A 26,007-nucleotide genomic window follows, 5' to 3' on the forward strand; every position below is an offset into this window, starting at 1 on the left:
GGCCCCCAAAAAAGAAAGGGGTTACGAAGATGAGAAGTTATGAAAAGTCAAAAGCGGCATTTGCAGAAGCAGTACACCTCATGCCAGGTGGAGTAAACAGCCCAGTTCGTGCTTTTAGATCGGTAGCTATGGATCCAATCTTCATGGAACGTGGGAAAGGTTCTAAAATATATGATATCGATGGAAATGAATACATAGATTACGTTTTATCATGGGGACCTCTTATTCATGGTCATGCGAATGATCAAGTTGTGGAAGCACTTAAAAGAGCAACCGAAATGGGAACTAGCTTTGGTGCCCCAACTTTAGCAGAAAACGAACTTGCAAAGCTTGTCATTGAAAGAGTCCCATCAATTGAAATCGTTCGGATGGTTAACTCCGGTACAGAGGCAACGATGAGTGCGTTACGATTAGCTAGAGGATATACAGGTCGCAGTAAAATCTTAAAATTTGAAGGTTGTTACCATGGACACGGCGATTCTTTATTGATTAAAGCTGGTTCAGGTGTAGCTACACTCGGTTTACCTGACAGCCCGGGAGTACCCGAAGGAATTGCAAAAAATACGATTACCGTTCCTTATAATGATTTAGAGGCTGTGAAATACGCGTTTGAACAATTTGGAGAAGACATAGCAGGTGTTATTGTCGAGCCAGTGGCAGGAAATATGGGGGTTGTTCCTCCACAGCCAGGATTCCTTGAAGCACTTCGTGAGATTACAACACAAAATGGAACATTGCTCATTTTTGATGAGGTAATGACTGGATTCCGGGTCGACTATAATTGTGCACAAGGATATTTTGGTGTCACTCCTGACCTTACATGTCTTGGTAAAGTAATAGGTGGTGGACTCCCTGTAGGCGCATATGGTGGCCGGGCAGAAATTATGGAGAATATTGCACCAGCTGGACCAATCTATCAAGCAGGAACCCTTTCTGGTAATCCATTAGCAATGGCTGCAGGTTATGAGACTTTATCACAGCTGAAACCAGAAGACTACACTGAATTTAAAAAGAAAGCTGATCGACTAGAAGAAGGGCTTACACAAGCAGCTGAAAAATACGAGATCCCACACTGCATCAATCGTGCGGGTTCAATGATTGGATTCTTCTTCACCAATGAAAAAGTGATAAACTATGAAGTTGCAAAAACATCTAATTTAGAGTACTTTGCATCCTATTATCGTGAAATGGCAAATGAAGGAGTATTCCTTCCACCATCACAATTTGAAGGACTGTTTTTATCAACAGCACACACTGATGAAGATATTGAAAAAACAATTCAAGCAGCTGAAAAAGCATTTTCTAAACTAAAAGGATAACGAGAATAGTAGGACAGACTCAGTAAACGGACTGAGTCTGTCTTTTTATTTACGGAAAGTATCATAAATGCTTATGATTTATCATAAAAATTGTAATGTCATAGTAAATCTGTATAGAAGAGGACTGAAAGGAGGAGTAGCTATGTCTGAAAACTTGCGATTTTCAGTAGAGGAATCAGTCTGGTTTCAAAAGGGACAGGAAGTCTCAGAGCTCATCTCAATATCTCTTGACCCAGATATTGTGATTCAAGAGCATGACCAATATGTGTCCATACGCGGTGCATTACAGCTAACAGGTGAATATCGTATAGATGAAAACCATTCCGAGAAGAAGGAACGCGATTTTACGTCGGTTCGCCTTGTGAATGAAGTGATCACAAGAGAAGATGGGGTTAGTGAACTAAACCATCGATTCCCAGTCGATATTACAATTCCACAAGATCGTGTACAAAGCCTCGATGATGTATATGTTTCAATTGAGACGTTTGACTATGAAATTCCGAAGCGTGGATGTTTACAAATTATTGCCGATTTAGCAATTAGCGGTATCCAAGGTGTTACTCAGGCGCCTAAGGAGGATGCTGTGCAGGAGACAATAAAACAAGAGGTGCAAGCTCCTGTTGTAGCAGAACAAGAAGCAGAAGAGGGACTGGAGCTTGTAAGAAGCATTCCTCCTGAAGAAGAAACCGAAGTGGAAGTTCAAGCGGTTTCAGAACAGGTGGAAGAGGAAAAAACACAGGAGCAAGTAGAGGTAGTGCTACAAGAAAAAGACGAAGTGGTGCTACATAGAGAGGCACAAGAAAAAGTTCAGGTAGAGGCTCAAGATGATATTAAGTCAGAGGCTAAAGATGATGTTCAGGTAGAGGCTCGAGAAGAAGCTCAGGTGGAGAAACAACCAGAGGTTATTGCTGTAAATGAACAGCAGAATGAGGAAGAAGATACTGATCTATTTGTTCCATTTGAAGTGGAGGCTAGAAAAGAGGCATACCAAGAACACGAGGTACATGAGGAAGAAGAGGTTGTTGATGTAGTCGAAGCGATTGAAGAAGAGGTTCATGCAGTGTTAACCCCTTCAATTGAAGTGAAAGCAAGACATGATAATCAATTATCCTTTGGGTCTGATAATCCAAATAAGAAAAACTCGACTGCCGTCCAGGAAAAAGATGCAGTGAAAGAACAAAGAGAAGAAAAGATTGATGAGCCTTCAAAACGTAGCGAAAATGATTTATTATTAACTAAAATTTTTGGTAGAGATGAAGTAGATGACCATACAACCATGAAAATTTGTATCGTTCAACACGGAGATACGTTAGAAAAGATTTCAGAGCGTTATGATATCTCAGTACAACAATTAGTACGTGTAAATTCACTAAACACAGATTCCGTCTCTGAAGGACAGCTTTTATACATCCCTGTTCAAGCAAATAGTTAGAAACATAGATAGGGTGAGGAAAACCTCACCCTGTTTTCTTTATGAAACGAATTACCAAAACTGTTAGGAAAGAGAGTGATTGGCCCAATGGATAATAACGATGCTAGAGAATTAGGGCCCATCTTAAAAAAATATAATCTAAAGCCCTTATCATTTGAACAACTCGGTAAAGTTACCAAGGTTGTGACAAACAAAGGAATTTTTGCATTAAAGTCTGTTTCAAATAAAATAAATCCTTCCTTCCCTACTTTCCTTCAACACTTATTGCAACAGGGCTATACAAGGGCAGTTCCCATTTACTCAACCATCGAGGGGAAGTACCTTGTCTATCATAACCATAAATTCCACTACCTAATGCCTTGGTTAAAAACTGCGACCATCGAACATCGTGGAGAACATTATCATTCCTTTTTTAAAGAAATTGCTAGAATTCACTTAACAACTGCAAGAAAAATACAAATGAACGATGAAACTGAGATTACAAGGCATTATGAATCAATCGTTAAGAAATGGGATGAACGGAATCAGTTACTAGAAGGTTTTGTAGAAACTGCCGAACAAAAATGGTATATGTCTCCATTTGAACTTCAATTCTGTACGTATTTTTATGAAGTAAGTCTAGCAGCCTCATTTGCAAGATCACAACTCGATAAATGGCATGAGTTAATGATAGGAGAAAAAGCATACCGTACCGCATTAACACTTAATCATTTTTCAGATACACATTTTTTATATGATGACAGTGGAAGGGGCTATCTATCAAATTTTGAAAGGGCAGGGTATGCCAGCCCTACCAATGATTTAGTAAGCCTCTATTTTCGAATATTAAAGACTTATCCGACTTTGTGTACAGATTGTCTTGAGTGGTTTGAAACCTATCAAAGCCGTTTTCCATTACGTGAAGAAGAGTTCTATCTCTTTCTAAGCCATTTGACTTTCCCTGAGCCAATCTATAAATGTCTTCGAAATTACATGGATAATAAACAGAAGAAATCAGAGCTAGAACATGTCCAAGTTTTACAACGAGCCTATTGGTTGACTAAAAATATTGAATTTGTTTCAGTGAAACTGTTGGAAGCTGAACAAAAAAGAAAAGAACAAGAGGAAGAAGAATCCCATACGGAATAAAGTATGGGATTTTTTAGATCATGTCGAGGTAAAATGCAACTGCGAGTAAAATTAATATGGCCAAAAAGAGCACATCAAATGAGGTGGGTATAAATATAGTTCGAACCGCTTGAACAATGGTGATGGGGATGATAAATTGGTGACAAACATCTCTACATTGTCGTAGCCAATGAGGATAAGAGTATTTTCTAAATCGTCGTCTTCTCATGCTTTATCTCTCCCTTCAAAGAAATCCTATAACTAAACTATGCTTGGAAAAGCAGAAAAGTTCCTGTCAATTCAGATTGAAAATTTTGTAACAAATTAACTTAAAGAGAATAAAGTATAAAAAACTTGGCTACCCTTATTGACAATACCTATTGAAATTCAACAAAATAAGTAGTAAAATTCTTTAAAGAACTTAACTTACATCCCCATAATGAGTACATACGATGACAGGGAAGAGTACATTGTGAACACCTTCAGAGAGAGAAATCATTAGCTGTGAGATTTCTTAGGAACGTAACGATGGAAGGTCACCCTTAAGTAGCTTTTATGAAATGAAGTAGTAAAAGCCGGTGAAAAGCCGTTATCTTTTTTTGAGAGCATAGATACGTTTTTTATCTATGAAAAAAGGTGGTACCGCGAATAGACTCCATTCGTCCTTTTATTAGGATGAATGGAGTTTTTTTATTTATTCAGCCGAAGCTGAAAAATAAGCCTCCGGCGGATGTCACAGATTTTCAAAAGAAACTTTTCGAGCAAGCTCGAAAAAATCTGGACGGCAAATACGCCAAGGCGCATTTGATTTTGTTTATTAGTTTAAGGAGGAACTCAAATGGAAGGTAATGAAAAGACTTTATCAACTAAGTATGATCCGCAAGCCATTGAAGCGGGGCGCTATCAATATTGGTTAGAGGGTAAATTTTTTGAAGCAAAAGATGATGCTGAGAAAAAAACTTATACGATTGTCATTCCACCACCAAACGTAACTGGTAAGTTACATCTAGGTCATGCGTGGGATACAACCTTACAGGATATACTTACTCGTATTAAAAGAATGCAAGGCTATGATGTGTTATGGTTACCGGGAATGGACCATGCTGGTATTGCAACCCAAGCAAAGGTCGAGGCTAAGCTACGTGAAGAAGGAAAATCTCGATATGACCTAGGGCGAGAAAAGTTTGTAGAAGAGACATGGAAGTGGAAGGAAGAGTATGCGAGCCATATTCGTGAACAATGGTCTAAACTAGGTCTTGGACTTGATTATTCCAGAGAACGTTTCACTCTTGATGAAGGACTTTCTAAGGCGGTACGTGAAGTATTCGTTACTTTATATAAAAAAGGTCTAATTTACCGCGGTGAATATATCATCAACTGGGACCCAGCTACAAAAACAGCTCTATCTGACATTGAAGTAATTTATAAGGATGTTCAGGGTGCATTTTATCATATGCGTTATCCATTAGCAGATGGAAGCGGATCTATTGAGATTGCTACGACTCGACCAGAAACAATGCTAGGTGATACGGCAATCGCTGTTCATCCAGAAGATGGGCGGTTCAAGCATTTAATCGGTAAAACGGTTATTCTCCCAATCGTTGGTAGAGAAATTCCGATTGTGGCTGATGATTATGTTGATATGGAATTTGGATCTGGTGCAGTTAAGATTACACCGGCACATGACCCGAATGACTTTGAAGTAGGAAATCGTCACAATCTTGAGCGTGTTTTAGTTATGAATGAAGATGGAACCATGAATGCAAACGCTGGTAAATACCAAGGAATGGATCGCTTTGAATGCCGAAAACAAATTGTTAAAGATCTTCAAGAAGAAGGCGTGCTATTTAATATTGAAGAGCATCTCCATTCAGTAGGTCACAGTGAGCGAAGCGGTGCTGTAGTTGAGCCATACCTATCCACACAATGGTTTGTAAAAATGCAACCATTAGCAAATGAGGCAATTAAGCTTCAATCACAAGAGGAGAAAGTAAACTTTGTTCCGGAACGATTTGAAAAAACATACTTGCGCTGGATGGAAAACATCCGTGACTGGTGTATTTCACGACAATTATGGTGGGGGCATCGAATTCCAGCGTGGTACCATAAAGAAACAGGTGAGGTTTATGTTGACCATGAGCCACCAAGTGATATCGAAAACTGGGAGCAGGACAATGATGTTTTAGATACTTGGTTCAGTTCTGCGTTATGGCCATTCTCCACAATGGGCTGGCCAGATAAGGAAGCAGCCGATTTTAAACGCTATTACCCTACAGATGCTCTTGTAACTGGCTATGATATCATCTTCTTCTGGGTTTCAAGAATGATTTTCCAAGGACTAGAATTTACAGGAAAACGGCCATTTAAAGATGTTCTGATTCACGGTCTGGTACGTGATGCGGAAGGCCGTAAAATGAGTAAGTCACTCGGAAATGGTGTGGACCCAATGGATGTTATCGCCCAATATGGCGCCGATTCATTACGTTACTTCTTATCTACTGGAAGTTCACCTGGTCAAGATTTACGCTTTAGTATGGAAAAAGTTGAAGCAACTTGGAACTTTGCCAATAAGATCTGGAATGCGTCACGTTTCGCATTAATGAATATGGGTGACATGAAGTTCGAAGATATTGACTTTAGTGGTGAAAAATCTGTTGCAGACAAATGGATTTTAACTCGCCTAAATGAAACAATTGAATCAGTAACAAAGCTTGCGGATAAATATGAATTCGGTGAAGTGGGTCGAGTTTTATATAACTTCATTTGGGATGAATTCTGTGATTGGTATATAGAAATGGCGAAGCTTCCTTTATACGGTGAAGATGAGCAAGCAAAGAAAACAACCAGATCGATTCTTGCATATGTCTTAGACAACACGATGAGATTACTACACCCATTCATGCCGTTTATTACCGAGGAAATATGGCAAAACTTGCCACATAATGGCGAATCCATTACTGTTGCAAAATGGCCAGAGGTGAATCGTGAATTATCTGATGATCAAGCAGCCGGTGAAATGCGACTATTAGTCGATATTATTCGCTCTGTTCGAAATATCAGGGCAGAAGTTAATACACCAATGAGCAAACAAATCAAGCTTCATATCAAAGCAAAAGATGAAGCCGTTCTTTCACAATTGGAGAAGAATCGTTCTTATTTAGAAAGATTCTGTAATCCTAGTGAACTTGTACTTGCAACTGAAATTACTTCTCCTGAAAAGGCTATGACTTCAGTAGTAACAGGAGCAGAATTATTCCTTCCACTTGAAGGATTGATCAACATTGATGAAGAAATTAAACGACTAGAAAAAGAACTAGATAAACTAGATAAAGAAGTTGAACGCGTTCAGAAGAAACTTAGTAATGAAGGTTTTGTGAAGAAAGCACCTCAAAAGGTAATTGAAGAGGAACAGGCAAAAGAAAAAGATTATCTTGAAAAACGCGAAACAGTTCGTGAACGCATTTCAGAATTAAGAGGCTAAAGGAATGAGAGGCGGATCTACTATAGATTCGTCTTTCCTTCATTTTTTAAGTTGAATGATTATATATGGAGGAACCCATATGATACATACGTACGAAGATGCTTTGACTTGGATTCATGGAAGATTAAGACTTGGTATGAAACCAGGACTTGCGCGAATGGAATGGATGATGGAACGGCTCGGTCAACCGCAAAAAAAAATTAAAGCAATCCATGTAGCAGGAACAAATGGGAAAGGCTCAACTGTTAGCTACATTCGCAATATGTTACAAGAAGCTGGATACAGAGTTGGAACATTTACTTCACCCTATATTGAGACCTTTAATGAACGAATTAGTGTAAATGGAAAACCTATAACAAACGACGAAATTGTCACCCTTTTAAAGGTGATCAAACCATTAGCAGATGAACTAGAAGGAACCGAACTCGGGGGTCCAACTGAATTTGAAGTAATCACAGCAATGGCTCTCTATTATTTCGGGGAAAATCCCAATATCGACTTTGTGATAATGGAGGTTGGATTAGGGGGTAAGTTAGACTCTACAAATGTGATAACTCCTCTTGTATCCATAATTACGAGCATTGGATTTGATCATATGAACATACTAGGGGACACCATTGAAAAAATTACCGGAGAAAAAGCGGGTATCATTAAGCAGAATGTCCCGGTCGTGTCAGCTGTTGAACAACAGGAAGCTATTGAAGTTATTAATGCCAAGGCAAAAGAAACAAATAGCCCAATTTATCAGTTGGGACAGGATTTTTTTATTTCAGATCACCAACACAAAAATGGAGAATCATTTACTCTAAAAGCACATCAAAAAACATTTCATAATCTAACCATTGCCATGAAGGGTACACATCAGGTAAGAAACGCTAGTCTTGCAGTAATGACGATAAATATTTTGAAAAATAGCGGGATTGTACAAATAGGAGATCAAGAGCTTGCAGCTGGATTGGAAAAAACAAAATGGATCGGTCGCTTTGAAGAAATTTCGAAAAAGCCTCTCGTCATTCTAGACGGAGCTCATAATCCAGAAGGAATTAAAAGCCTTGTTGATACAATCCAGGCTCACTTAAAAGGTAAGGAAGTCCACATTATTTTTAGCGCATTACATGATAAAAAACTTGATACAATGATTGGCCAACTAGAAGCAGTCGCTCATAACCTAACATTTACAACCTTTGACTTTCCGAGAGCAGCAAGCTCCAAGGAACTATATGAAAATTCTTCTAAAGGTGAAACAATCGTAACGATTGATAACTGGATGGAAGCTGTGAAATCGGAATTAGACAAGGTGACAGCGGAACAAAATTCAGTCCTAGTAATAACTGGTTCACTTTATTTTATATCAGAGGTTAGGGGATATTTATTATCAAAATAACTGAATAGAGGCAAGATAGAAGTGAAATAGATAAGAAAAGAATTTTTCTTGTCTATTTTTTTACATGAAAATACAAATTCTGACACGACTTTATGTTTTTTTCTTTCCAATATTATTTAATAACAATATAATGGTGCTAAAGAACTATTTGTAGAGGGGGAATGGAGGTTGAAGTTAAAGAATCAAAATGGAATCACCTTACTTGAAATACTCGCCTCCATCGTCATTCTGTCAATTATCATTGTTTCAATCACACCAATGTACATACAATCATCTAGGGCTAATCATCTATCAAAAAATATAACAGAGTCAACTTATCTTGCAGAATCCGAGATGGAAGAAATCATAAATTTAAATACAAATTCTACTACACGTTCATTAACTGATCTATCAAATAAGTTACAAAATAAAGGATACAGAAATGATCCTTCATGCACGAATTGTTATGGAATATCTAAAGAAGGACGGTATGTATTTGTACAGATCAAAGATCATTCAACTGACCTAGGAAAAGTTGTTCTAAAAGTCTATAGAGATACATCTAAAAAAGAGCTTGAATCCCAAATGGAGATGATTATATCTTGGAAAAAATAGTGGGTGTTAATAAATGATAAAGTCCGAAAGAGGTGTTAGCTTAATTGAACTTTTGGCCGCCATTGCACTTCTTTCAGTCGTTCTACTCCTAGCTAGTTCTGTTCATTTATTTGGACAAAAACAAATGAATTCCCAATCAGATGAGGTACAAATACAATCACAAGAAAGACTAGCGGCAAATATAATCACAAAGGAAATTAGAAAAGCAAAAACTGTCGAGGTGAAAAACCCTAATCAGTTAACCCTTAATGATACAGATACTTACAAACTTGAAGGAACGACAATTAAGAAAAACAATGAAGAGTTCATGACAAAAATAAATGGTTTTTCTGTTTCAAAGAATGAAAATAAAGTTAGTTTAAAAATTGGGAACCTGCCAGAAACCACTATTTATATACGAGAATAGGCGTGATATTTTGAAAAAACGGACTTCATTCTTAAATAATGAAAAAGGCGTTGCCTTAGTTATGGTGCTGTTAATCTTAACGGTCGTTACTATTTTAGGCCTAGCTCTAATGGGACTTACATTGAATAATATGAAAATGAGCTCCAGTGATAGAACCTATCAATCTACTTATTATATTGCTGAATCAGGCGTAACATATACGTTGGATAAAATGAATAAGAACATAGTAAATATTTATAATGACTCTACAAATAAAACTACGTTTTTCTCAAAAATTGATAGTATGTTCACGGATATTAACAATGAACTACCCTATACAAATTTTGAAGAAGCTTTTGGACATAAACCAGAAGCAAAAATTTTGATCGAAAAGATTGGAAATCAAAATACGAATTCAAGTCATCAAGATTATAAAATCACATCAATCGGAACAATCGATAATCGGTCACGAACGGTGGAGAAACAAATCCGCATCAAATGGGTAGCTAAAAATAATGTGGAAATCCCTGATACAGCTGTTTTTGTTAAAGAAGTTATTGATTTATCAGGTGGGGCCGATATTTTTGGTAATGTAGGGACAAACTCATCTGCCCCTAAATCGGTCAGACTTAGCGGTGGTGCTGATATTTCAGGTACGGTATATGTAGGCCCTAGTGCTGGAAATGATGTTATTGAGAAACCTCAAAATATGGCCGTTGACTTTGAAATAGTTAAATTACCGTATATAAAAGTATTTAACTTACCGCAGTTTCCTGCATTTCCTACCAATCCAATACCAAAGAACGAAAGAATTTATAACAATAACAATAGTCATGATGTCATTTATAACGGATCATTACATATTAATGATTGGGTTGCTAACAATTACACATTATATATGACAGAGGATTTGCAATTCGATGAGATTTATATTACTTCGAATAATACATTAAATATAGATATAGGTAGTGCTGATCGAAACATCGTACTAAATCATTTAAATGTTCCAAACGGAAAAATAAATATCATTGGAACAGGAAAACTTACCCTTTATGTTAATAACAATATAACAATGGGTGCAGGCAGTGTTATTAATACCACTGATGAGATTGAAAATATTAAAAAGAATAATGAAGCAACAAGTTCGGAGCTAATCAGAGAACAAATTAAAATGCTTGATATTTTTTATAAAGGCCTTAGCCTGGATATGTCAGGAAGTCAAAAAATATATGGTTCGTTATATGCACGAAATGCAAACATTTCTCTGACTGGGGGATCGGGTTTTCAAGGTCATATTATTACTGGTGGTGGAAAGATAGACATTAGTGGAGGAGCTAATGCTATAACTCAAATTTTTTATGCACCAAATTCAAATGTAAATATATCAGGTGGAGGCACCATTGTAGGTAATATTATTTCTAAGAACTTAACCATTTCTGGGGGAGGATCAATAACACATAATAATGCCTCAGATGACGATTTACCCCCAATCTTTGGCGGTTCAACGGGTGCCGTATCATCAAAAGATATTCTCTCAATAGAACCAACTAGAGAAAAATAACGATATAAATGGGGCGAACGGCCCTATTTTTTTATGCTTTAGAATCGAGTTTGAAAAAATGACAAAATGTATGAATTTATTACAAATATCGTCTAAATTTTCTTTAGTATTTTCCTATTTTCATATAAAATGATAGGTGATGAATAGGTATTTTTTACTATAAAAACATGCGTTTGAATCTGGGGACACTACAAACTAAAGTTACAATTTAGTTTCGTCTAATAAAAGCTACCGCTATAAGCAGTTGAAGGGGGGACAACTTTGCAAAAAATAGTTTCAGTTAAAATATTTAGTCTGCTAATTATTTGTGTTTTACTGTTATCACTTTTTTCGACTGTTGGAGCAAGAACGTATCATTCATTCTTTGCCGAAGAAATCTTCAAGGAAAGGACTATGATTGGACCCGTGGATGTTTCAGGCTTAACTAAGGAAGATGCAAAAGGCATTTTATTATCAGAGATTGAAAACTGGTATGGGACAGGTGAACTTTCAGTTGTATCTGGTGATGAAAAAATGAAATTGAGCAAACGTGAAGTATATAGCTTTCATATTCTTGAGAGTATTAATTCAGCAGCTAATGGCATCCAAAACCCCCTTCTTACAGATTTAAAGGATGATCAATTTGAAACAGTACTTACTGAATTAACTTTGATGGAAATAGAGGATTTTGAATCTAAAGAACTTAAATCTGGGATATTATCACCAGCCTCAAATTTACTTCCTGGTGAAATAGAAATAAACCTTGATCAATTTGTTATTGTAGATGATTCCAATGTACTATCACAGTCGGTTGTTAGTAATATCGACGATGAGAGTGAAATAGAAAAATGGGTTAACGAATATGGAGTTGTACATGTACCTGCAAATAAGCCATTTTCACTACTTACCTTATTATCTGAAAGTGGCACAACAAATCACTATTCAGACAAAGCATTAAGTGTAATCGCTACAGGAATATATTCTACTGTACTACCGTCTAATTTTGAAATCATTGAACGACATATTAGTGATGTGCTGCCTTCTTATGCTGATTTTGGATATGAGGCAAAAATTGAAAACAAGAAAAAGGATTTAATTATCTACAATGAAAATCCTTACGATTATAAACTAGTCTTTTCATTAACTGGCAAAAGGTTAGAAGTCCAACTTGTAGGTGCGGAGCTTCCACAAACAATCAAAGTCTCCATAGAGGATGAAGAAAACTTTAAGCCAAAGATAATTAAGCAATATGATAGTACCCTTCCCAAGGGAAAAATGGTTGTCAAACAACAAGGTAGTCCTGGTCAAGTTGCAAAAGTATATCGAATAATGAGTGAGAGTGGCCAAGTAGATCAAAGGGTGAAGATAGCTGAGGATTATTATCCACCAATCCATACGATTGAAGCCCATAGTATTATCGTACCGGAACGATCGCCAAACCTAAATGATTCTGATCCTGAAGACAATGAAGCTAATTTCGAATCAACCACTCCTGGCAATAATAATGGAACAGAAGGAGAAAAAAATAACAAAGAATCGGGAAATGAATCTAAGGAAGAGAACGAACAAGAAAATATAGATTTATGGGAAGATCCTGACCCAATGCATTTAATAAAATCTTAGGAAGGGGAAATTCATGCGAAAACTTCGTAAGCGATTAGGGGACTTACTACTTGAGTCAGGTCTGATAACAGAGAATCAATTAAAACAAGCGCTTGAGGACAAAACAGAGTCTCAAAAGCTTGGGGATATACTTCTTCAAAAAGGGTTTATAACCGAACAACAATTAATTGAAGTACTAGAATTTCAATTGGGGATACCACATGTTAGTTTATTCCGTTATCCAGTTGATACGACATTAACAAACCTGATTCCAAAAGAAATGGCGAGACGTCATTCTTTAATTGCCCTTCGAAAAGAAGGGGACAAGCTTTTTGTGGCAATGGCGGACCCAATGGACTTTTATGCAATTGATGATCTACGTCTATTGACCGGATTTCATATTGAACCTGTCATCGCTTCAAAGGATGAAATCTTACGTGCAATTAATAAGTTCTATGATCTGGATGAAGGAGTAAAGGAACTTTTTAATGAAGCACCAACTGAAATCCAAGAAGAGAAAATTACAAATGAGGATTCACCGGTTGTTAAGTTAGTCAATCAGATATTGCAAAATGCAGTCCAACAGCGCGCAAGTGATATTCATGTGGATCCACATGAAACGAAGGTTATGCTTCGTTACCGAGTGGATGGAGTGCTCCGTACAGAACGTGCTTTACCGAAAAGCATGCAAGGAGTCTTAACTGCAAGAATCAAAATTATGGCAAATCTTGACATTACAGAAAGTAGAATCCCACAGGATGGCCGCATAAAAGTTAATCTTGAAGCACACCATATTGATTTACGTGTTTCCACATTGCCAACCGTTTATGGCGAAAAAATCGTAATGAGGGTCTTAGATTTAGGAAGCTCCCTTAATAATCTTTCACAATTAGGATTTAATCAAATTAACTTTAATAAATTTAAGAACTTAATTAAAAAACCTACGGGTATTGTATTGATCACAGGCCCAACGGGATCTGGTAAGTCTTCAACCCTTTATGCTGCTTTAAACCATCTTAATTCAGAGCAAGTAAATATAATTACAATTGAAGACCCTGTTGAATATCAACTCGAAGGTATTAATCAAATTCAAGTAAATGCTAATGTAGGAATGACGTTTGCGAAAGGCCTAAGAGCGATATTAAGACAAGACCCTAATATCATCATGGTAGGGGAAATACGTGATCGAGAAACAGCAGATGTAGCAGTAAGAGCTTCCCTAACGGGTCACTTAGTATTAAGTACTCTACATACAAATGATTCTCTGGGAACAATAACTCGTCTGATTGATATGGGTGTTGAACCTTTTCTTGTTGCTTCTTCACTATCAGGTGTAGTGGCCCAACGATTAGTTCGCCGGGTATGCCGGGATTGTGGTCAACTGCAGGAACCTACCGTTCGTGAGCTCGAAATCTTCGTAAAACGTGGTATTTCAGTTGATAAGGTGAACAGAGGAAAAGGCTGCGGGACGTGTAATATGACGGGTTATAAAGGCAGAGTTGCTATTCATGAATTATTGGTAATTAATGATGATTTGAAAAGGGCAATTATGAATCGAGAATCCTACACGACACTTCGTGAGTTGGCCATTAAAAATGAAACCATCTTTCTAATTGATGATGGACTATTAAAGGTTCAGCAAGGATTAACAACGACTGAAGAAATATTACGAGTAACAACTGCTGAATAGGTGGGAACTAAATGAGAGAAGAAATAAATCGAATTTTATATTCAGCAAATGAACATAAGGCTTCGGATATTCATATTACCGCTGGTGTACCACCAATATTCCGTATCAATGGAGAATTAAAAAGATACGGAAAAGAAATCTTAAAGCAGCCTGTAATTGAGGAAATATCCAAAGCGATTGTCCCAGAAGAAATGTGGGACCAATTCAAAGCAAAAGGAGAACTTGATTTTTCCTATGGAATCGCTGGCGTATCACGTTTCCGCGTTAACATTTATATGCAAAGAAGCTGTCCTGCAATTGCATTTCGAGTAATTCCTACGTCTATTCCGACAATCGAAGATCTTGCATTGCCCCAGGTGCTTAAAAAGATTTGTCAAAAACCTCAGGGCTTGATACTAGTAACAGGCCCGACAGGTAGTGGGAAGTCAACCACACTTGCTGCAATGATTCAATATATTAACCAAACAATGAGTAAACATGTTGTAACGTTAGAAGACCCGATAGAATACTTGCATAAACATGGTATGAGTATTATTGAGCAACGCGAGGTTGGAAGTGACACTCATAATTTTGCAAATGGTCTTCGCGCAGCACTAAGGCAAGATCCTGATGTTATTCTTGTTGGTGAAATGCGGGATTTAGAAACAACACAAACGGCTATTACAGCTGCGGAAACTGGCCACCTTGTGCTGGGCACCTTACATACAGTAAGTGCTCCTTCAACAATAGACCGAATCATTGACATGTTTCCCTATGCCCAGCAGCCTCAAATCAAGATTCAACTAGCAAACGTTCTAGTAAGTGTTATCTCACAGAGATTATTTCCAACCATTGATAGAAAGGGTAGGAAAGCTGCAACAGAAATTTTGCTTAATAATTCAGCAGTTGCAAATTTAATTCGAAACGATAAAAATCATCAAATTAAAAATGTGATGCAAACAAGCCGTGCCGAAGGAATGCATACGCTGGAAAGCAATATTCGGGACTTAATCCGTGCCGGGGTTATTTCTAGGGAAATTGCAGAACCATTTATACAGGAGTTAAATTCAAATGGCTAGATATAAATATGAGGGAAGAGATAAATTTGGAAAAAAGTCCGGCACAATTTCAGGCACTTCTAAAACTGATGCGGTCGCAACTCTGCGTGATAAAGGAATTCGGGTAATTAGCATTAATGAAGTACCTGAGACCTTTTTAACGAAGGATTTAGCCATTGGCAATCCTGTTAAACTAAGGGACTTTGTGATCTTTTTAAGACAGTTTTCAACCCTGATCAAAGCTGGGGTAACCATTGTCGATTCAATGAATATTTTGGCGCACCAAACAGATAGTAAACCACTTAAAAATGCTCTGTTAGAAGTAGAGCTGGACCTTAGAGAAGGGATTGCCTTATCAACTGCTACTGCAAAGCATAAACGAATTTTTACTAACTTATTTACGAATATGGTACGTGTAGGTGAGGTTGGCGGAAGTTTGGATGAAACGCTTGAAAACCTTGCAGTGTATTATGAGAAACAAAATAAAACAAGACAAAAGGTAAAATCAGCGATGGCATATCCAATCGTAATTGGAATCGTTGCAATTGCTGTTGTCATCTTTTTATTAGTTTCTGTTGTCCCAACCTTTGTTGATATGTTTGCTGACTTTGGAGCAGAACTACCTGCTATCACAAAATTTGTGTTAAACGCAAGTGTGTTTATGCAAAAGTTTTGGTGGCTTGTAATACTTTTAGGTATAGTCATTTATATTATGTTTATTCTGCTTAAACAAAGACAAGAAACAAGATATTACTTAGATTATGCCAAAATAAAAATGCCCATTTTTGGGAAGTTGATTCAAAAGGCAGTTCTTGCCCGCCTAACGAGAACACTAAGTTCCATGTTGAATAGTTCAGTACCTATTTTACAAGCGCTAGTTGTTGTTGAAACAATTGTTGAAAATGAAGTAATAGCTGACGTTATAAAGCAGTCAAGAAAAGCGCTAGAACAAGGAAAATCGATGACAAATCCGATGAAAAAGCACTGGGCGTTCCCACCGCTGATCATCCATATGATTGCGATCGGTGAAAGTACAGGTTCATTGGATGAGATGCTGGGGAAAGTAGCAGATTTTTACGAGGACGAAGTTGAAAATGCAACAGATCAATTAAAATCATTGATTGAACCATTAATGATTGTGTTTTTGAGCAGTATTGTCGGGACTATAGTCACAGCGATTCTAGTTCCAATGTTCGACATCTTTAATCAAATTCAATGATGAAATTATGAAAAAAGACACACCTTTGTAAAAAATATGTTTAAAATCATGTTATTTCGAACAAATTTCTAGTGTTTTCAACAGCATTTGCTATTATAATAAATAGTATAAATGGACTAGTTCCTAAAAAGGAGAGGGAAACATGTTTAAAAAGCATTTGAAAAATCAAAAGGGGTTAACATTGATTGAATTGTTAGCAGTTGTTGTAATTTTGGGGATTATTGCAGCAATTGCGGTGCCTGCTATTGGGAATGTGATTAATAATACAAGGGAAGATGCAATAGTAGCAGATGCAAGACAGGCTGTAGAATCTGCCAAACTGTTTCTCGCAAGTAATCCTGGTACAACTGAAACATCACTAACAAATACACAATTGGAAGATTATTTTGATGGTGGTAAATTAACTAGCTATACAGTTTCTGTTGATTCTGGAAAGGTAACTGGGATTACTTTTGCATATAACAGTAAAAACTATGAAGCTACAATAGAAGAACTCAGCACAGAGGGAACTGAACTATCTAGTTTAGAAAAAACTACTTAATATAAATATTATTTTTATAAGTGTAGCCTAAAAGGCTACACTTATTAATAGAGGATGTTAAAACCATGAGTTTTATTTATTATTTATTTATATTCTTTTATGGCCTACTTTTAGGCTCCTTCTTCAACGTCGTAGGCCTCCGCATTCCAGCAGGCCAGTCAATTGTTCGCCCGCGTTCTGCATGCCCAACTTGTAAGCATCAGCTTACAACGATAGAATTAATCCCGGTTTTTTCATACATATTACAAAGAGGTAAGTGCCGAAAATGTAAAACCCACATCTCACCTATATATGCTTCAATCGAACTTGCTACAGCAATTCTTTTCACGATTTTACCATTGCTGGTGGGATGGTCAAAAGAATTGATCATTGCTTGGACTTTAATATCATTATTGGTCATAATTTTCGTTTCAGACATCACCTATATGATCATCCCAGATAAGGTTCTATTCTTTTTTACTCCACTCTTCATTATAGAGCGTATTTATGTGCCACTTGAACCATGGTGGGATATGATCACGGGTAGTGTAGTGGGCTTTCTGTTACTCTATCTTATCGCTGTCGTTAGCAAAGGTGGAATGGGTGGAGGCGATATTAAGCTTTATGCAGTCATCGGTCTTGCATTAGGTTGGAACCTTGTACTTCTGTCCTTTTTCCTCGCTACTCTTATTGGTACGTTTCTCGGATTAATCGGGATTGCAATTGGTAAAGTTAAAAAAGGAAAACCCATGCCGTTTGGTCCAGCCATTGTCATCGGTACACTTATAGCATATTTCTGGGGACACAACCTAATCGCGATGTATATTGACCTAATAGGATTTTGATAGTAAGGGGATACATAATGGCTTTTACACTTTTTTCACCAAGTAAAACTGCAAATATCATTTTAAAAGATCATGTAATTCGTTATGTGGGTGTGAAACGCTCTAACCCTATCACAGTACATAAGTTTCGAGAAAAATATTTACCGCCTGGCATTATTCATGAAGGCAGAATCATTGAACGTGACACACTTCATTTAATTCTAGAAGAATGTATGACAGATTGGGGTATCAAAAATAATCAAGTCCAATTTATTATTCCAGACTCATTTGTAGTCATTCGAAAGATATCGATTCCAAATGAAGTGAAGGATGATGAGATTTTAGGATATATTTACTTAGAGCTCGGAGCAACCATTCATCTTCCTTTCGAAGACCCTGTTTTGGATTATAAAATTCTTTCTGAAGTTGAAAAGAAAAAAGAGGTTCTCATTTTTGCAGCACCTGAGGATGTTGCTACCGAATACTCGTCCCTATTAGAGGATATTTCGTTAAAGCCTATTGCGGCAGACATTTCACCACTTTGTATGTATCGACTGTTTCATTTTTGTAAGAAAACAAGTGCAGAAGAACATTCACTGTTGCTTCAATTTGATCTACAATCTGCAAATATAAGTATTTTTCATCACGACATCCCTTTGTTTATGAGGCATATTACCTTAGAAACATCAATTGATGATTGGGATATCCAACAAAACTCTTCCAAAACCTTAGCAGACATACGATGGAATAGTCATCGCAGTAAGTTAGAAGTCCTGATAGATGAAATAACTAAAGAGATTGAACATGTGATGAATTTTTATAGTTTTAACATGACACAGGGGAAAGAGAGAGTTACGAATATTCTCGTTAGCGGGGATCATCCAAATCTTCCAGACATCACATCAACACTTGTTGAACGATATGACATTCCAGTATGTACAATTGATACATTTGAGAAAATGCCTAGTCAATATTTTCTACCATTAGGATTGGCGCTAAAAGAGGTGTAATTATGCTTGTGGATATTAATTTACTACCAAGAAAAGAGTTTAAAAATCGAGCGAAATTACTACTCCTTCTTATGATTCTTGGTGTTGCAATCATTGGATTTTTGTTAATCTTTTTACAATATAAACAAGCAACTTTACTTGAAGAAAATCTTGCAAACCAAATTGAGACACTACAAGAAAAACGAGCAGCAGAGGAACAAAAATATGCATCCGCAAATAATTCGAATAATCTAATCAATTTAGAAAGAACTGTGGAGTGGGCTGATGGCTATTTTGTAGAGTCGGTACCGATTATAAATCATTTAACTAAGTTATTGCCTGAACGGGGTTTTGTTCAAAAATTTTCATACTCAGAGGATGGAATTGTTTCTTTAGAAGTTCAGTTTGATACCAATACAGAAAATGCTCATTATCTGGCTTTACTTACTGAATCTCCGTTTATTCGTTCAGCACGCCTATTAACTGTCTCTACTACCCCAATTTTAGAAGAGAATCGGGATAAGGCCGATAATAAAGAACAATCGAACAATAATAGTAATGAGGCTGAGGATGCTCCAACTGGTAATGCGGTTGAAACAGACATAAATAATGACATTCTGCCTAGGTATTTTGCTCAATATGAGATTATTTTTGAGAAGAGTGCCATCCGTTCATTACAGGAGGGAAATTAGGTATGACTCTCCAATTTTCACGAAAACAAATTATCTATTTGGTTATGTCTATCGTCTTTTTAGCTGGTGTTTTTTATTTAACCTATTTTCTCTTAGTAAAACCAGTGAAGTTGAAAATATCTCAATTAGAGAATAGTGTAAAAACAGAAGAAAGACTATTAGAGGTAATATCGAATAAACGTACGAACGAAACGCCAAATATTAGTTCTACTGAAATTCAAAAAAGAATTCCAGTAGTTCCTCTAGTTGAGCAAATCGTCTTGGATCTTGAACGTGCAGAGACTTTATCTGAGAGTCGAGTTATTAGTATGTCTTATAGCGAAAGTGAATTCACATTATTCGATGAAACTCAACCTGTTGAGGAACAGGAAGCAACGAATCCCGAAAATGAAGGAAATGATCAAGCTTTGACGGAAAATGGGTCAGATGATGCCAATCAGACTGTGGAAGTGGAGGATATTGACCCTGAACTTATCGATGGACTAAACCAGATAACTGTAACATTACAAATCCAATCACCCACTTATCCTGATTTGGAGAAGTTCTTAACAGTACTCGAACGCCAGACTAGAATCACAAGGGTGGATTCAATAAGCTTTTCAGGTACTCCGGAACTGACATCTGTGGATCAAATGGCGCAACCACTCGTGTATGATGTGACCATTTCAACTTTTTATATGCCTAAATACCCTGAACTTGCTGAAGAGGCACCAAAACTTACGGTTCCCCCACCAAGCAACAAGGATAATCCTTTAGCAACAGGTTTAGAAAAGAAAAGTGAAGAAAATGAGTAGCTGATAACCTAGTAAAGGACGAGGCAAAGCAAAAATGTCTCGTTTTTAGCTGTTATCGCAGTATCATAAAAGTTTTATAAAATCAAAACATTAGTATAAAATAACAAAATGTAAAAAATGGCTTCGATGAAAAAAACACTTTCCTAAAACATTTATTACAACTGTTAAAAGGAACTTGATGATCTTTACAGAAAGATGTGAGAGCAACTTGGAATCTCTTGTAATTGCAATTATTTCTCTTTTAATAATACTACCCATTATATATTTTTTGCCTATTGGTTTTACTCACAAGGGAAAGTTATTAATTCTTCTTTGTGCATTTATCGTATTCAGTATTGGTATCGCATTGAAGACAGTAATGAGTGTATGGCAAACTGGCTTAGTGTTAATACTGCTAGCAATAGGAGCTTCATATTTAATTGGAAAAAAATATGGAAATCAATTATTTATTCATGACGAAAATAGTGCAGAATACGAAGATCAAGTCATTAAATTTGAAATTGAAGATGAGATTGAAGAAGAAATACGAAAGCAGGCAAGCCCTCAAAAAGACAAGGCACTTCAAGTTGAGCGGGATATCGTTTCTCCTCAAACAGAAGCAGTTGATGAGGAATTTGTTGAAGAACTTGAACCAATTGTCAATCAAAAAAATGATGAATACATCATTGAAAATATACATGTTGAAAATGAAGAACTTCCAGATGTCACACACACAAACACTCAGGACGGAAATCACGAATTTGAGGAACTGCTCAAAGAAATCGAACTGGAATTAAATCCTACTAATGAAATACAAAAAACGGATGAAATTCTTGAATCATCTGAAGGAACGATAGAAATTGAACCAAACGACCTAGATCTAGAGGAAGATGAAATTCAAATTACTGCACCTTCAACCCTTGAAGAAATTCAAATTGATAGTTTACCAGTCAATAAAGTCGAACATCCGAGTGAAGAAAGTGGTATAGAGGGTATCCCACTCATTGAACCTAGCGAAAATAAGCCAGAAGAAATTGAGGTTGATTCAACTGAAGAAGATGTCATTCTGTCCATTCCTGTTGGAAACGAGAATACAATTCAGGAAGTACAACTGGAGGCATCACAGAATCAGATCGATGAAGCTCGGGAAATAGAAGAACTAGAAGAAATCGGAATAATATCATTAGAAATTGAGCAATTCGATGAAACAAAGGAAGATTATCCTAGTACTGAAACGATGGAAGTCGTTGAAGTAGAGGACGATACTCAAGGAAATCAAGACAATAATAACGTGCTAAGACAACAGATCTTTGCTACGATGATTTCTCAAATAAAACTTTCACGTAATAAACTCTCAAATTCTCACTATGAAAAGATTATTCTGGATCATCTCAATCCTCAACTTTCTGATCATGAGTATTATACATTTGTTAGTTTATTAATAGAACATTATATAAATACAGGACAAATTGAAGAACTATCATCTTTACTATCACAGAATAGAGTTAGGTTTGAAAAATATCCTGTAATTTTACAAGAAATTAATTATATTAAAGATGAATATTGCAAAATATGACGAAAAATAGCGAAGAACATGGTAAAATGAATGAAAAAAGACGCATGAAAAAATAACTAGGTGTGGTGAATAGAATGAAGAAGAGTGTTGAAATAGTTGGTCTACCAATCATTAGTATTATAGATGGAATTGAAATTGGAAAGGTTAAATCCTTAGTGATAAATCCTGAAAAAGGCTCAGTGGACTTTCTTACTATAGAACATGAAGATTGGCAAGTTAGTGTGAAGGCTATTCCGTTCAAAAGGGTAGTTGGTATTGGTGAGTACGCCGTCACTATTGAAAGTGAAGGCTCTGTTATAGACTTGAATGAGATACCAATTGCAAATTCACTTGTAAATAAGAAAATCAAAATTACGAATACAAAAGTCATGACAAGAAAAGGACAATTATTAGGGGAAGTCCTTGAGTATTATGTGGATGATGAAACAGGAAATCTATTAGGTACATTATTAAATGTCTCTGGAAGTGAAGTGGCTCTCTCATCTGATTCTGTTCTTACATATGGAAAAGACATTATTATTGTAGAGGAAGACGCGTCATCTAAGTTCCTTGACTCTGTAGAGTATTTCGAAAATCCAATACTAGAAACACAAAATGAACCAAATGAAGAAATCATTGAAAAAGTTTTACCCGCATCATCAACAGAAGAACAAAGTCCATTTGATGAAATTAATGCATCAATAGACAAGCATGAAGAAGCAGAAGCAAAAGCACTTCGCCTCAAACAAGTAGATCTTCTATATGGCAAAGTAGTCACTAAAGACATTTTGGACAATGAAGGAAATGTTTTAATACCAGCTGGCACTCATTTATCAGTAGATGATATTATAAAGGCTCAAGACTTAGGTCCTAATGTTTTTGTAGAATTATCAATGAATGTTGAACAATAAACCCACGAATTAGTGGGTTTTTTTACTTTATATGTACTCATGGAAACCCACCAATTGTTATCATTTGTAACAATTTGACGAAAACCTCTAGTAACAAGACGACAAATGTCTTGTTCTTTTTTTTTATAGGTATGGTAGCATTGAAAAAAAAGTAGGCGTTCCTTAAATGGGTGGTGAAAAAATGGACAAGCAGAATCGGATTTCTATTAAAATTAATGGCAAGGAGCCGAAGGTTAAGAAGGAAAAGAAAGAGAAAACAGAATTTGTCGAAAAGGAAAAACCTCTTATTATTGTTGAAAATGAAGAGGTTGCGGCAGCACAAGAGGAAGAAGAGGATGATTTTAGCTGGGTTCTACCAGATGAAGATTTGAGAAATCAAAAAACAAAAGAAAAAGAGATTCCTGTGATTCCAATTGAAGATTTACGTCATACCAATGGTCCTAGCAAAATTCCATATTTACCGAAAAAGAGTAAAGGAATACAAGTATTTTCATTAAAACAATTTGTTATTTCAATTGCTTTAGCCATCGTTCTTGGCACAGGTTTTGGGTTCATGATTTTAAAAGTCGTAGAAGATGTGAATGCTGGACCAGCAGATAATGAAAACCCAACACAAGTTACAAACGGCAATCCTGCTCCAACTGGGAAACAGGAAGACCCACCTGCAAGTGATCAGGTTGCGATAGATTTAGAGACTCTATCAACTGGGATCGTACAAGGTGGTAAATTTTCAACTGCTGAATCTGCTAATACAACTGTGAGTGATATCAAAGGTAAAGGGTTTGCTGCAACGACCGTTGAAATGGATGGTGCGTTTTACGTTCTTGCTGGTATCGGTTCTGAACAAGGCTCAGTTGGGGATATTAAGGCCAAATACAAAGAAGCATTCCCTGAGTTTTTTACGAAAACATTCGAGGTGCCGGGTGGGTCTTATTCGAAAGTAGGAAAAATGGACTCTGAAGCAATTAAGGTAAGTCTACCAGTATTTAAGGAATTATTAACTCTATCTTCTCAAGCATTTGGTACAGGTGCGATTGATAACGGACAATTAGAGAATCTATCAAAACAATTATCGGCAGTAAAGGAAATCAAAAAAGACAACTTGCATGCACAGCTTAAGGAATTCAATGCGAGTATCGAGTCTTCCTTTACTCAGCTACAATCCTTTAAAAATGGTGGCGACGAGAAGGCATTGTGGCAATCACAACAATCACTATTAAATGCGTACCAAGCCTATACCGTTTGGATTTCTGAGCTAAGTTAGTCAAAATTAAATTTTACAATCGACTGGGAAAGGAGAAATGAACTCCTTTCCTTCTTTATGGATTGAATTTCTTTGGGTTTACATAAATAGATAAATTTTTACAAACGATAAATTATCGACAAAATTCAATTTTTCGTAATTGTAGAGTCAGGTTTTGTTTGATACGATAAACAGGTATCTTCCATTCTGAAATATAAAGATAAAGGGTGAATAAATCATGCAACACCTCGTTTTAGCCTCTGGTTCCCCACGACGAAAAGAACTTCTTAGAAATGTGAAACTTTCCTTCGATGTTTCCGTCAGTAATATTGATGAATCCATTGACGAAACACTCACTCCTGAAGAAAAAGCAATGACCATAGCCTTAAAAAAAGCAAAGGCAATCCTGGAGCAATTCCCTGATTCCTATATTCTTGCAGCAGATACAGCTGTTGTGTTTCAAAACCAATTTTTAGGTAAACCTAAAAACGAACAGGAATCTATAGATGTATTAAAAACACTTTCAAATCAAACACATGAAGTCGTAACAGGAGTTGCGATCCTTTTTAAGGACACCCAAAAAACGTTTTTTGAGAGAACAGAAGTAACGTTTTGGGACCTTACGGATGAGGAAATTCAAACATATGTTGCTTCAGGCGAACCAAAGGATAAAGCAGGTTCATATGGAATTCAAGGACTTGGATCTGCACTCGTAAAACATATTAAAGGGGACTATTTTTCTGTAGTAGGATTGCCTGTATCAAAAACCCTTCGTGAATTAAGAAATCTAGGTTTTCACTGCTAAAAAATTTGTACAGTTTGAGAAAAGAAAACTCTATACGTTGCATTTCTGGGTACGATACTTTCACAAAGTAGTCTGCAGTTTAATAAATGAGAGTGGGGTCCGAGTATCTATTTGTGAAGGTAGGAGGAACCTATTTGAAAACGTCTGAACTTATGATTCGGGATTACCCTCAAAGTGAAAGGCCTCGGGAACGTTTGGTTTCCGATGGACCCGACAGCCTTTCGAACCATGAGCTTTTAGCCATTCTATTACGCACGGGTTCGAAGGAAGAATCCGTTATCCAACTGTCAAACCGCTTATTACATCATTTCGAAGGACTACGATTATTGCAGGAAGCATCTGTTGAAGAAATCACCTCGATTAAGGGGATTGGGCAAGCAAAAGCCGTACAAATTATGGCAGCTATTGAGCTTGGTCGAAGAATAGGCAAACTTCAATATGAAGATCGCTATGTCATTAGGTCTCCAGAAGATGGGGCAAAATATGTGATGGATGACATGCGCTTTTTAACTCAGGAACATTTTGTTTGTCTATACTTAAATACGAAAAATCAAGTGATACATCGCCAAACAATTTTTATCGGAAGTTTAAATGCCTCGATTGTTCATCCTCGTGAAGTGTATAAGGAGGCCTTTCGTAGGTCAGCTGCTTCGATAATTTGCATTCATAATCATCCTTCTGGTGACCCTGCTCCAAGCCGAGAGGATATTGAGGTAACGAAAAGACTTGTTGAATGTGGTAGGATAATTGGCATAGAGCTATTGGATCATTTGATCATTGGAGAACATAAATATGTCAGTCTTAAAGAAAAAGGTTATGTGTGACTATTAATTTTTAATTTTGTACGATATAATATTTGTTATGAGTTTTTCGCGTGAGTAACAATTATTACAACTCTTTATTCG

General features: G+C 36.6%; 23 protein-coding genes and 1 other annotated feature. Of the genes, 22 read left to right on the forward strand and 1 reads right to left on the reverse strand.

Translation table 11 applies throughout. From position 1 onward, the window contains the following. Positions 1–29 precede the first annotated feature (29 nt). The 3 genes from hemL to ysxE all read left to right on the forward strand — a co-directional run bounded on the left by hemL (position 30) and on the right by ysxE (position 3,879). The gene (gene hemL, locus NST91_RS08120; protein WP_341330721.1) at positions 30–1,319 is read left to right on the forward strand and encodes a glutamate-1-semialdehyde 2,1-aminomutase; all 1,290 of its coding nucleotides are present in this window, start codon (positions 30–32) and stop codon (positions 1,317–1,319) included. 142 nt (positions 1,320–1,461) lie between these two features. Then, positions 1,462–2,751 (forward strand): stage VI sporulation protein D, encoded by a 1,290-nt coding sequence (spoVID, locus tag NST91_RS08125; RefSeq protein WP_341330722.1) that lies wholly within the window; start codon positions 1,462–1,464, stop codon positions 2,749–2,751. A gap of 87 nt (positions 2,752–2,838) precedes the next feature. After that, on the forward strand, positions 2,839–3,879 hold the full coding sequence (ysxE, locus tag NST91_RS08130) for a spore coat protein YsxE (protein WP_341330723.1): 1,041 nt from the start codon (positions 2,839–2,841) through the stop codon (positions 3,877–3,879). A 13-nt stretch (positions 3,880–3,892) separates the two neighbouring features. Here the strand turns inward: ysxE and NST91_RS08135 are convergent, their stop codons facing one another. Then, positions 3,893–4,087 (reverse strand): YszA family small membrane protein, encoded by a 195-nt coding sequence (locus NST91_RS08135; protein ID WP_121447694.1) that lies wholly within the window; start codon positions 4,085–4,087, stop codon positions 3,893–3,895. A gap of 214 nt (positions 4,088–4,301) precedes the next feature. Continuing rightward, positions 4,302–4,528 (forward strand) — a binding site (T-box leader). A 168-nt stretch (positions 4,529–4,696) separates the two neighbouring features. On the opposite strand from NST91_RS08135, the gene NST91_RS08140 reads away from it, so the two are divergent. The 19 genes from NST91_RS08140 to radC all read left to right on the forward strand — a co-directional run bounded on the left by NST91_RS08140 (position 4,697) and on the right by radC (position 25,926). Then, positions 4,697–7,339, forward strand: coding sequence for a valine--tRNA ligase (locus NST91_RS08140; RefSeq protein ID WP_341330724.1), 2,643 nt, complete (start codon positions 4,697–4,699; stop codon positions 7,337–7,339). 79 nt (positions 7,340–7,418) lie between these two features. Next, positions 7,419–8,723 carry a bifunctional folylpolyglutamate synthase/dihydrofolate synthase gene (locus tag NST91_RS08145; RefSeq protein ID WP_341330725.1) on the forward strand — a complete coding sequence of 435 codons (1,305 nt, stop codon included), beginning with the start codon at positions 7,419–7,421 and terminating at the stop codon, positions 8,721–8,723. Positions 8,724–8,891: 168 nt separating this feature from the next. Next, positions 8,892–9,317, forward strand: a complete 426-nt coding sequence (locus tag NST91_RS08150) for a prepilin-type N-terminal cleavage/methylation domain-containing protein (RefSeq protein ID WP_341330726.1) — start codon at positions 8,892–8,894, stop codon at positions 9,315–9,317. A gap of 13 nt (positions 9,318–9,330) precedes the next feature. After that, entirely contained in the window at positions 9,331–9,723 is a 393-nt protein-coding gene (locus tag NST91_RS08155) for a prepilin-type N-terminal cleavage/methylation domain-containing protein (RefSeq protein WP_341330727.1), read from the forward strand. Between the two features lie 10 nt (positions 9,724–9,733). Next, a complete protein-coding gene (locus NST91_RS08160; RefSeq protein WP_341330728.1) occupies positions 9,734–11,263 on the forward strand; it encodes a PilX N-terminal domain-containing pilus assembly protein in 1,530 nt (509 codons plus the stop codon). Between the two features lie 261 nt (positions 11,264–11,524). Then, entirely contained in the window at positions 11,525–12,865 is a 1,341-nt protein-coding gene (locus NST91_RS08165; RefSeq protein ID WP_341330729.1) for a G5 domain-containing protein, read from the forward strand. 13 nt (positions 12,866–12,878) lie between these two features. After that, on the forward strand, positions 12,879–14,534 hold the full coding sequence (locus NST91_RS08170; RefSeq protein ID WP_341330730.1) for a GspE/PulE family protein: 1,656 nt from the start codon (positions 12,879–12,881) through the stop codon (positions 14,532–14,534). Between the two features lie 11 nt (positions 14,535–14,545). Then, entirely contained in the window at positions 14,546–15,592 is a 1,047-nt protein-coding gene (locus tag NST91_RS08175; RefSeq protein ID WP_341330731.1) for a type IV pilus twitching motility protein PilT, read from the forward strand. Beyond that, positions 15,585–16,790: a type II secretion system F family protein gene (locus NST91_RS08180; protein WP_341330732.1), complete on the forward strand. Its 1,206-nt coding sequence runs from the start codon at positions 15,585–15,587 to the stop codon at positions 16,788–16,790. The genes NST91_RS08175 and NST91_RS08180 overlap by 8 nt, the downstream gene beginning before the upstream one ends. A 142-nt stretch (positions 16,791–16,932) precedes the next feature. Beyond that, entirely contained in the window at positions 16,933–17,331 is a 399-nt protein-coding gene (locus NST91_RS08185) for a prepilin-type N-terminal cleavage/methylation domain-containing protein (RefSeq protein WP_121447704.1), read from the forward strand. 65 nt (positions 17,332–17,396) lie between these two features. Continuing rightward, on the forward strand, positions 17,397–18,155 hold the full coding sequence (locus tag NST91_RS08190; RefSeq protein WP_341330733.1) for a prepilin peptidase: 759 nt from the start codon (positions 17,397–17,399) through the stop codon (positions 18,153–18,155). A 17-nt stretch (positions 18,156–18,172) separates the two neighbouring features. Further along, positions 18,173–19,144: a type IV pilus biogenesis protein PilM gene (gene pilM / locus NST91_RS08195; protein WP_341330734.1), complete on the forward strand. Its 972-nt coding sequence runs from the start codon at positions 18,173–18,175 to the stop codon at positions 19,142–19,144. 2 nt (positions 19,145–19,146) lie between these two features. Next, positions 19,147–19,815, forward strand: coding sequence for a PilN family protein (locus tag NST91_RS08200; protein ID WP_341330735.1), 669 nt, complete (start codon positions 19,147–19,149; stop codon positions 19,813–19,815). A gap of 2 nt (positions 19,816–19,817) precedes the next feature. Continuing rightward, entirely contained in the window at positions 19,818–20,609 is a 792-nt protein-coding gene (locus NST91_RS08205) for a hypothetical protein (RefSeq protein ID WP_341330736.1), read from the forward strand. Between the two features lie 358 nt (positions 20,610–20,967). Continuing rightward, positions 20,968–22,164 carry a hypothetical protein gene (locus NST91_RS08210; protein ID WP_341330737.1) on the forward strand — a complete coding sequence of 399 codons (1,197 nt, stop codon included), beginning with the start codon at positions 20,968–20,970 and terminating at the stop codon, positions 22,162–22,164. Positions 22,165–22,238: 74 nt separating this feature from the next. Next, positions 22,239–23,054, forward strand: a complete 816-nt coding sequence (locus tag NST91_RS08215) for a PRC-barrel domain-containing protein (protein ID WP_341330738.1) — start codon at positions 22,239–22,241, stop codon at positions 23,052–23,054. A gap of 181 nt (positions 23,055–23,235) precedes the next feature. Continuing rightward, entirely contained in the window at positions 23,236–24,318 is a 1,083-nt protein-coding gene (locus NST91_RS08220) for a hypothetical protein (RefSeq protein ID WP_341330739.1), read from the forward strand. A 217-nt stretch (positions 24,319–24,535) separates the two neighbouring features. After that, a complete protein-coding gene (locus tag NST91_RS08225; RefSeq protein ID WP_341330740.1) occupies positions 24,536–25,102 on the forward strand; it encodes a Maf family protein in 567 nt (188 codons plus the stop codon). Between the two features lie 152 nt (positions 25,103–25,254). Then, the gene (gene radC / locus NST91_RS08230) at positions 25,255–25,926 is read left to right on the forward strand and encodes a RadC family protein (protein WP_445724510.1); all 672 of its coding nucleotides are present in this window, start codon (positions 25,255–25,257) and stop codon (positions 25,924–25,926) included. Positions 25,927–26,007: the final 81 nt, after the last annotated feature.

Source organism: Ferdinandcohnia sp. FSL W7-1320, from assembly GCF_038050315.1.
GTDB classification, from domain to species: Bacteria; Bacillota; Bacilli; order Bacillales; family Bacillaceae_L; genus Ferdinandcohnia; species Ferdinandcohnia aciditolerans.

Excerpts from the sequence above, each read along its gene's own strand:
- NST91_RS08170 (WP_341330730.1), top strand. The coding sequence starts at position 12,879 with ATGCGAAAACTTCGTAAGCGATTAGGGGACTTACTACTTGAGTCAGGT.
- NST91_RS08140 (WP_341330724.1), top strand. The coding sequence starts at position 4,697 with ATGGAAGGTAATGAAAAGACTTTATCAACTAAGTATGATCCGCAAGCC.
- NST91_RS08155 (WP_341330727.1), top strand. The coding sequence starts at position 9,331 with ATGATAAAGTCCGAAAGAGGTGTTAGCTTAATTGAACTTTTGGCCGCC.
- NST91_RS08175 (WP_341330731.1), top strand. The coding sequence starts at position 14,546 with ATGAGAGAAGAAATAAATCGAATTTTATATTCAGCAAATGAACATAAG.
- spoVID (WP_341330722.1), top strand. The coding sequence starts at position 1,462 with ATGTCTGAAAACTTGCGATTTTCAGTAGAGGAATCAGTCTGGTTTCAA.
- NST91_RS08145 (WP_341330725.1), top strand. The coding sequence starts at position 7,419 with ATGATACATACGTACGAAGATGCTTTGACTTGGATTCATGGAAGATTA.
- NST91_RS08180 (WP_341330732.1), top strand. The coding sequence starts at position 15,585 with ATGGCTAGATATAAATATGAGGGAAGAGATAAATTTGGAAAAAAGTCC.
- NST91_RS08215 (WP_341330738.1), top strand. The coding sequence starts at position 22,239 with ATGAAGAAGAGTGTTGAAATAGTTGGTCTACCAATCATTAGTATTATA.
- ysxE (WP_341330723.1), top strand. The coding sequence starts at position 2,839 with ATGGATAATAACGATGCTAGAGAATTAGGGCCCATCTTAAAAAAATAT.
- NST91_RS08190 (WP_341330733.1), top strand. The coding sequence starts at position 17,397 with ATGAGTTTTATTTATTATTTATTTATATTCTTTTATGGCCTACTTTTA.
- NST91_RS08205 (WP_341330736.1), top strand. The coding sequence starts at position 19,818 with ATGACTCTCCAATTTTCACGAAAACAAATTATCTATTTGGTTATGTCT.
- NST91_RS08200 (WP_341330735.1), top strand. The coding sequence starts at position 19,147 with ATGCTTGTGGATATTAATTTACTACCAAGAAAAGAGTTTAAAAATCGA.
- radC (WP_445724510.1), top strand. The coding sequence starts at position 25,255 with ATGATTCGGGATTACCCTCAAAGTGAAAGGCCTCGGGAACGTTTGGTT.
- NST91_RS08135 (WP_121447694.1), bottom strand. The coding sequence starts at position 4,087 with ATGAGAAGACGACGATTTAGAAAATACTCTTATCCTCATTGGCTACGA.
- NST91_RS08185 (WP_121447704.1), top strand. The coding sequence starts at position 16,933 with ATGTTTAAAAAGCATTTGAAAAATCAAAAGGGGTTAACATTGATTGAA.
- NST91_RS08225 (WP_341330740.1), top strand. The coding sequence starts at position 24,536 with ATGCAACACCTCGTTTTAGCCTCTGGTTCCCCACGACGAAAAGAACTT.
- pilM (WP_341330734.1), top strand. The coding sequence starts at position 18,173 with ATGGCTTTTACACTTTTTTCACCAAGTAAAACTGCAAATATCATTTTA.
- NST91_RS08210 (WP_341330737.1), top strand. The coding sequence starts at position 20,968 with ATGAGTGTATGGCAAACTGGCTTAGTGTTAATACTGCTAGCAATAGGA.
- NST91_RS08220 (WP_341330739.1), top strand. The coding sequence starts at position 23,236 with ATGGACAAGCAGAATCGGATTTCTATTAAAATTAATGGCAAGGAGCCG.
- hemL (WP_341330721.1), top strand. The coding sequence starts at position 30 with ATGAGAAGTTATGAAAAGTCAAAAGCGGCATTTGCAGAAGCAGTACAC.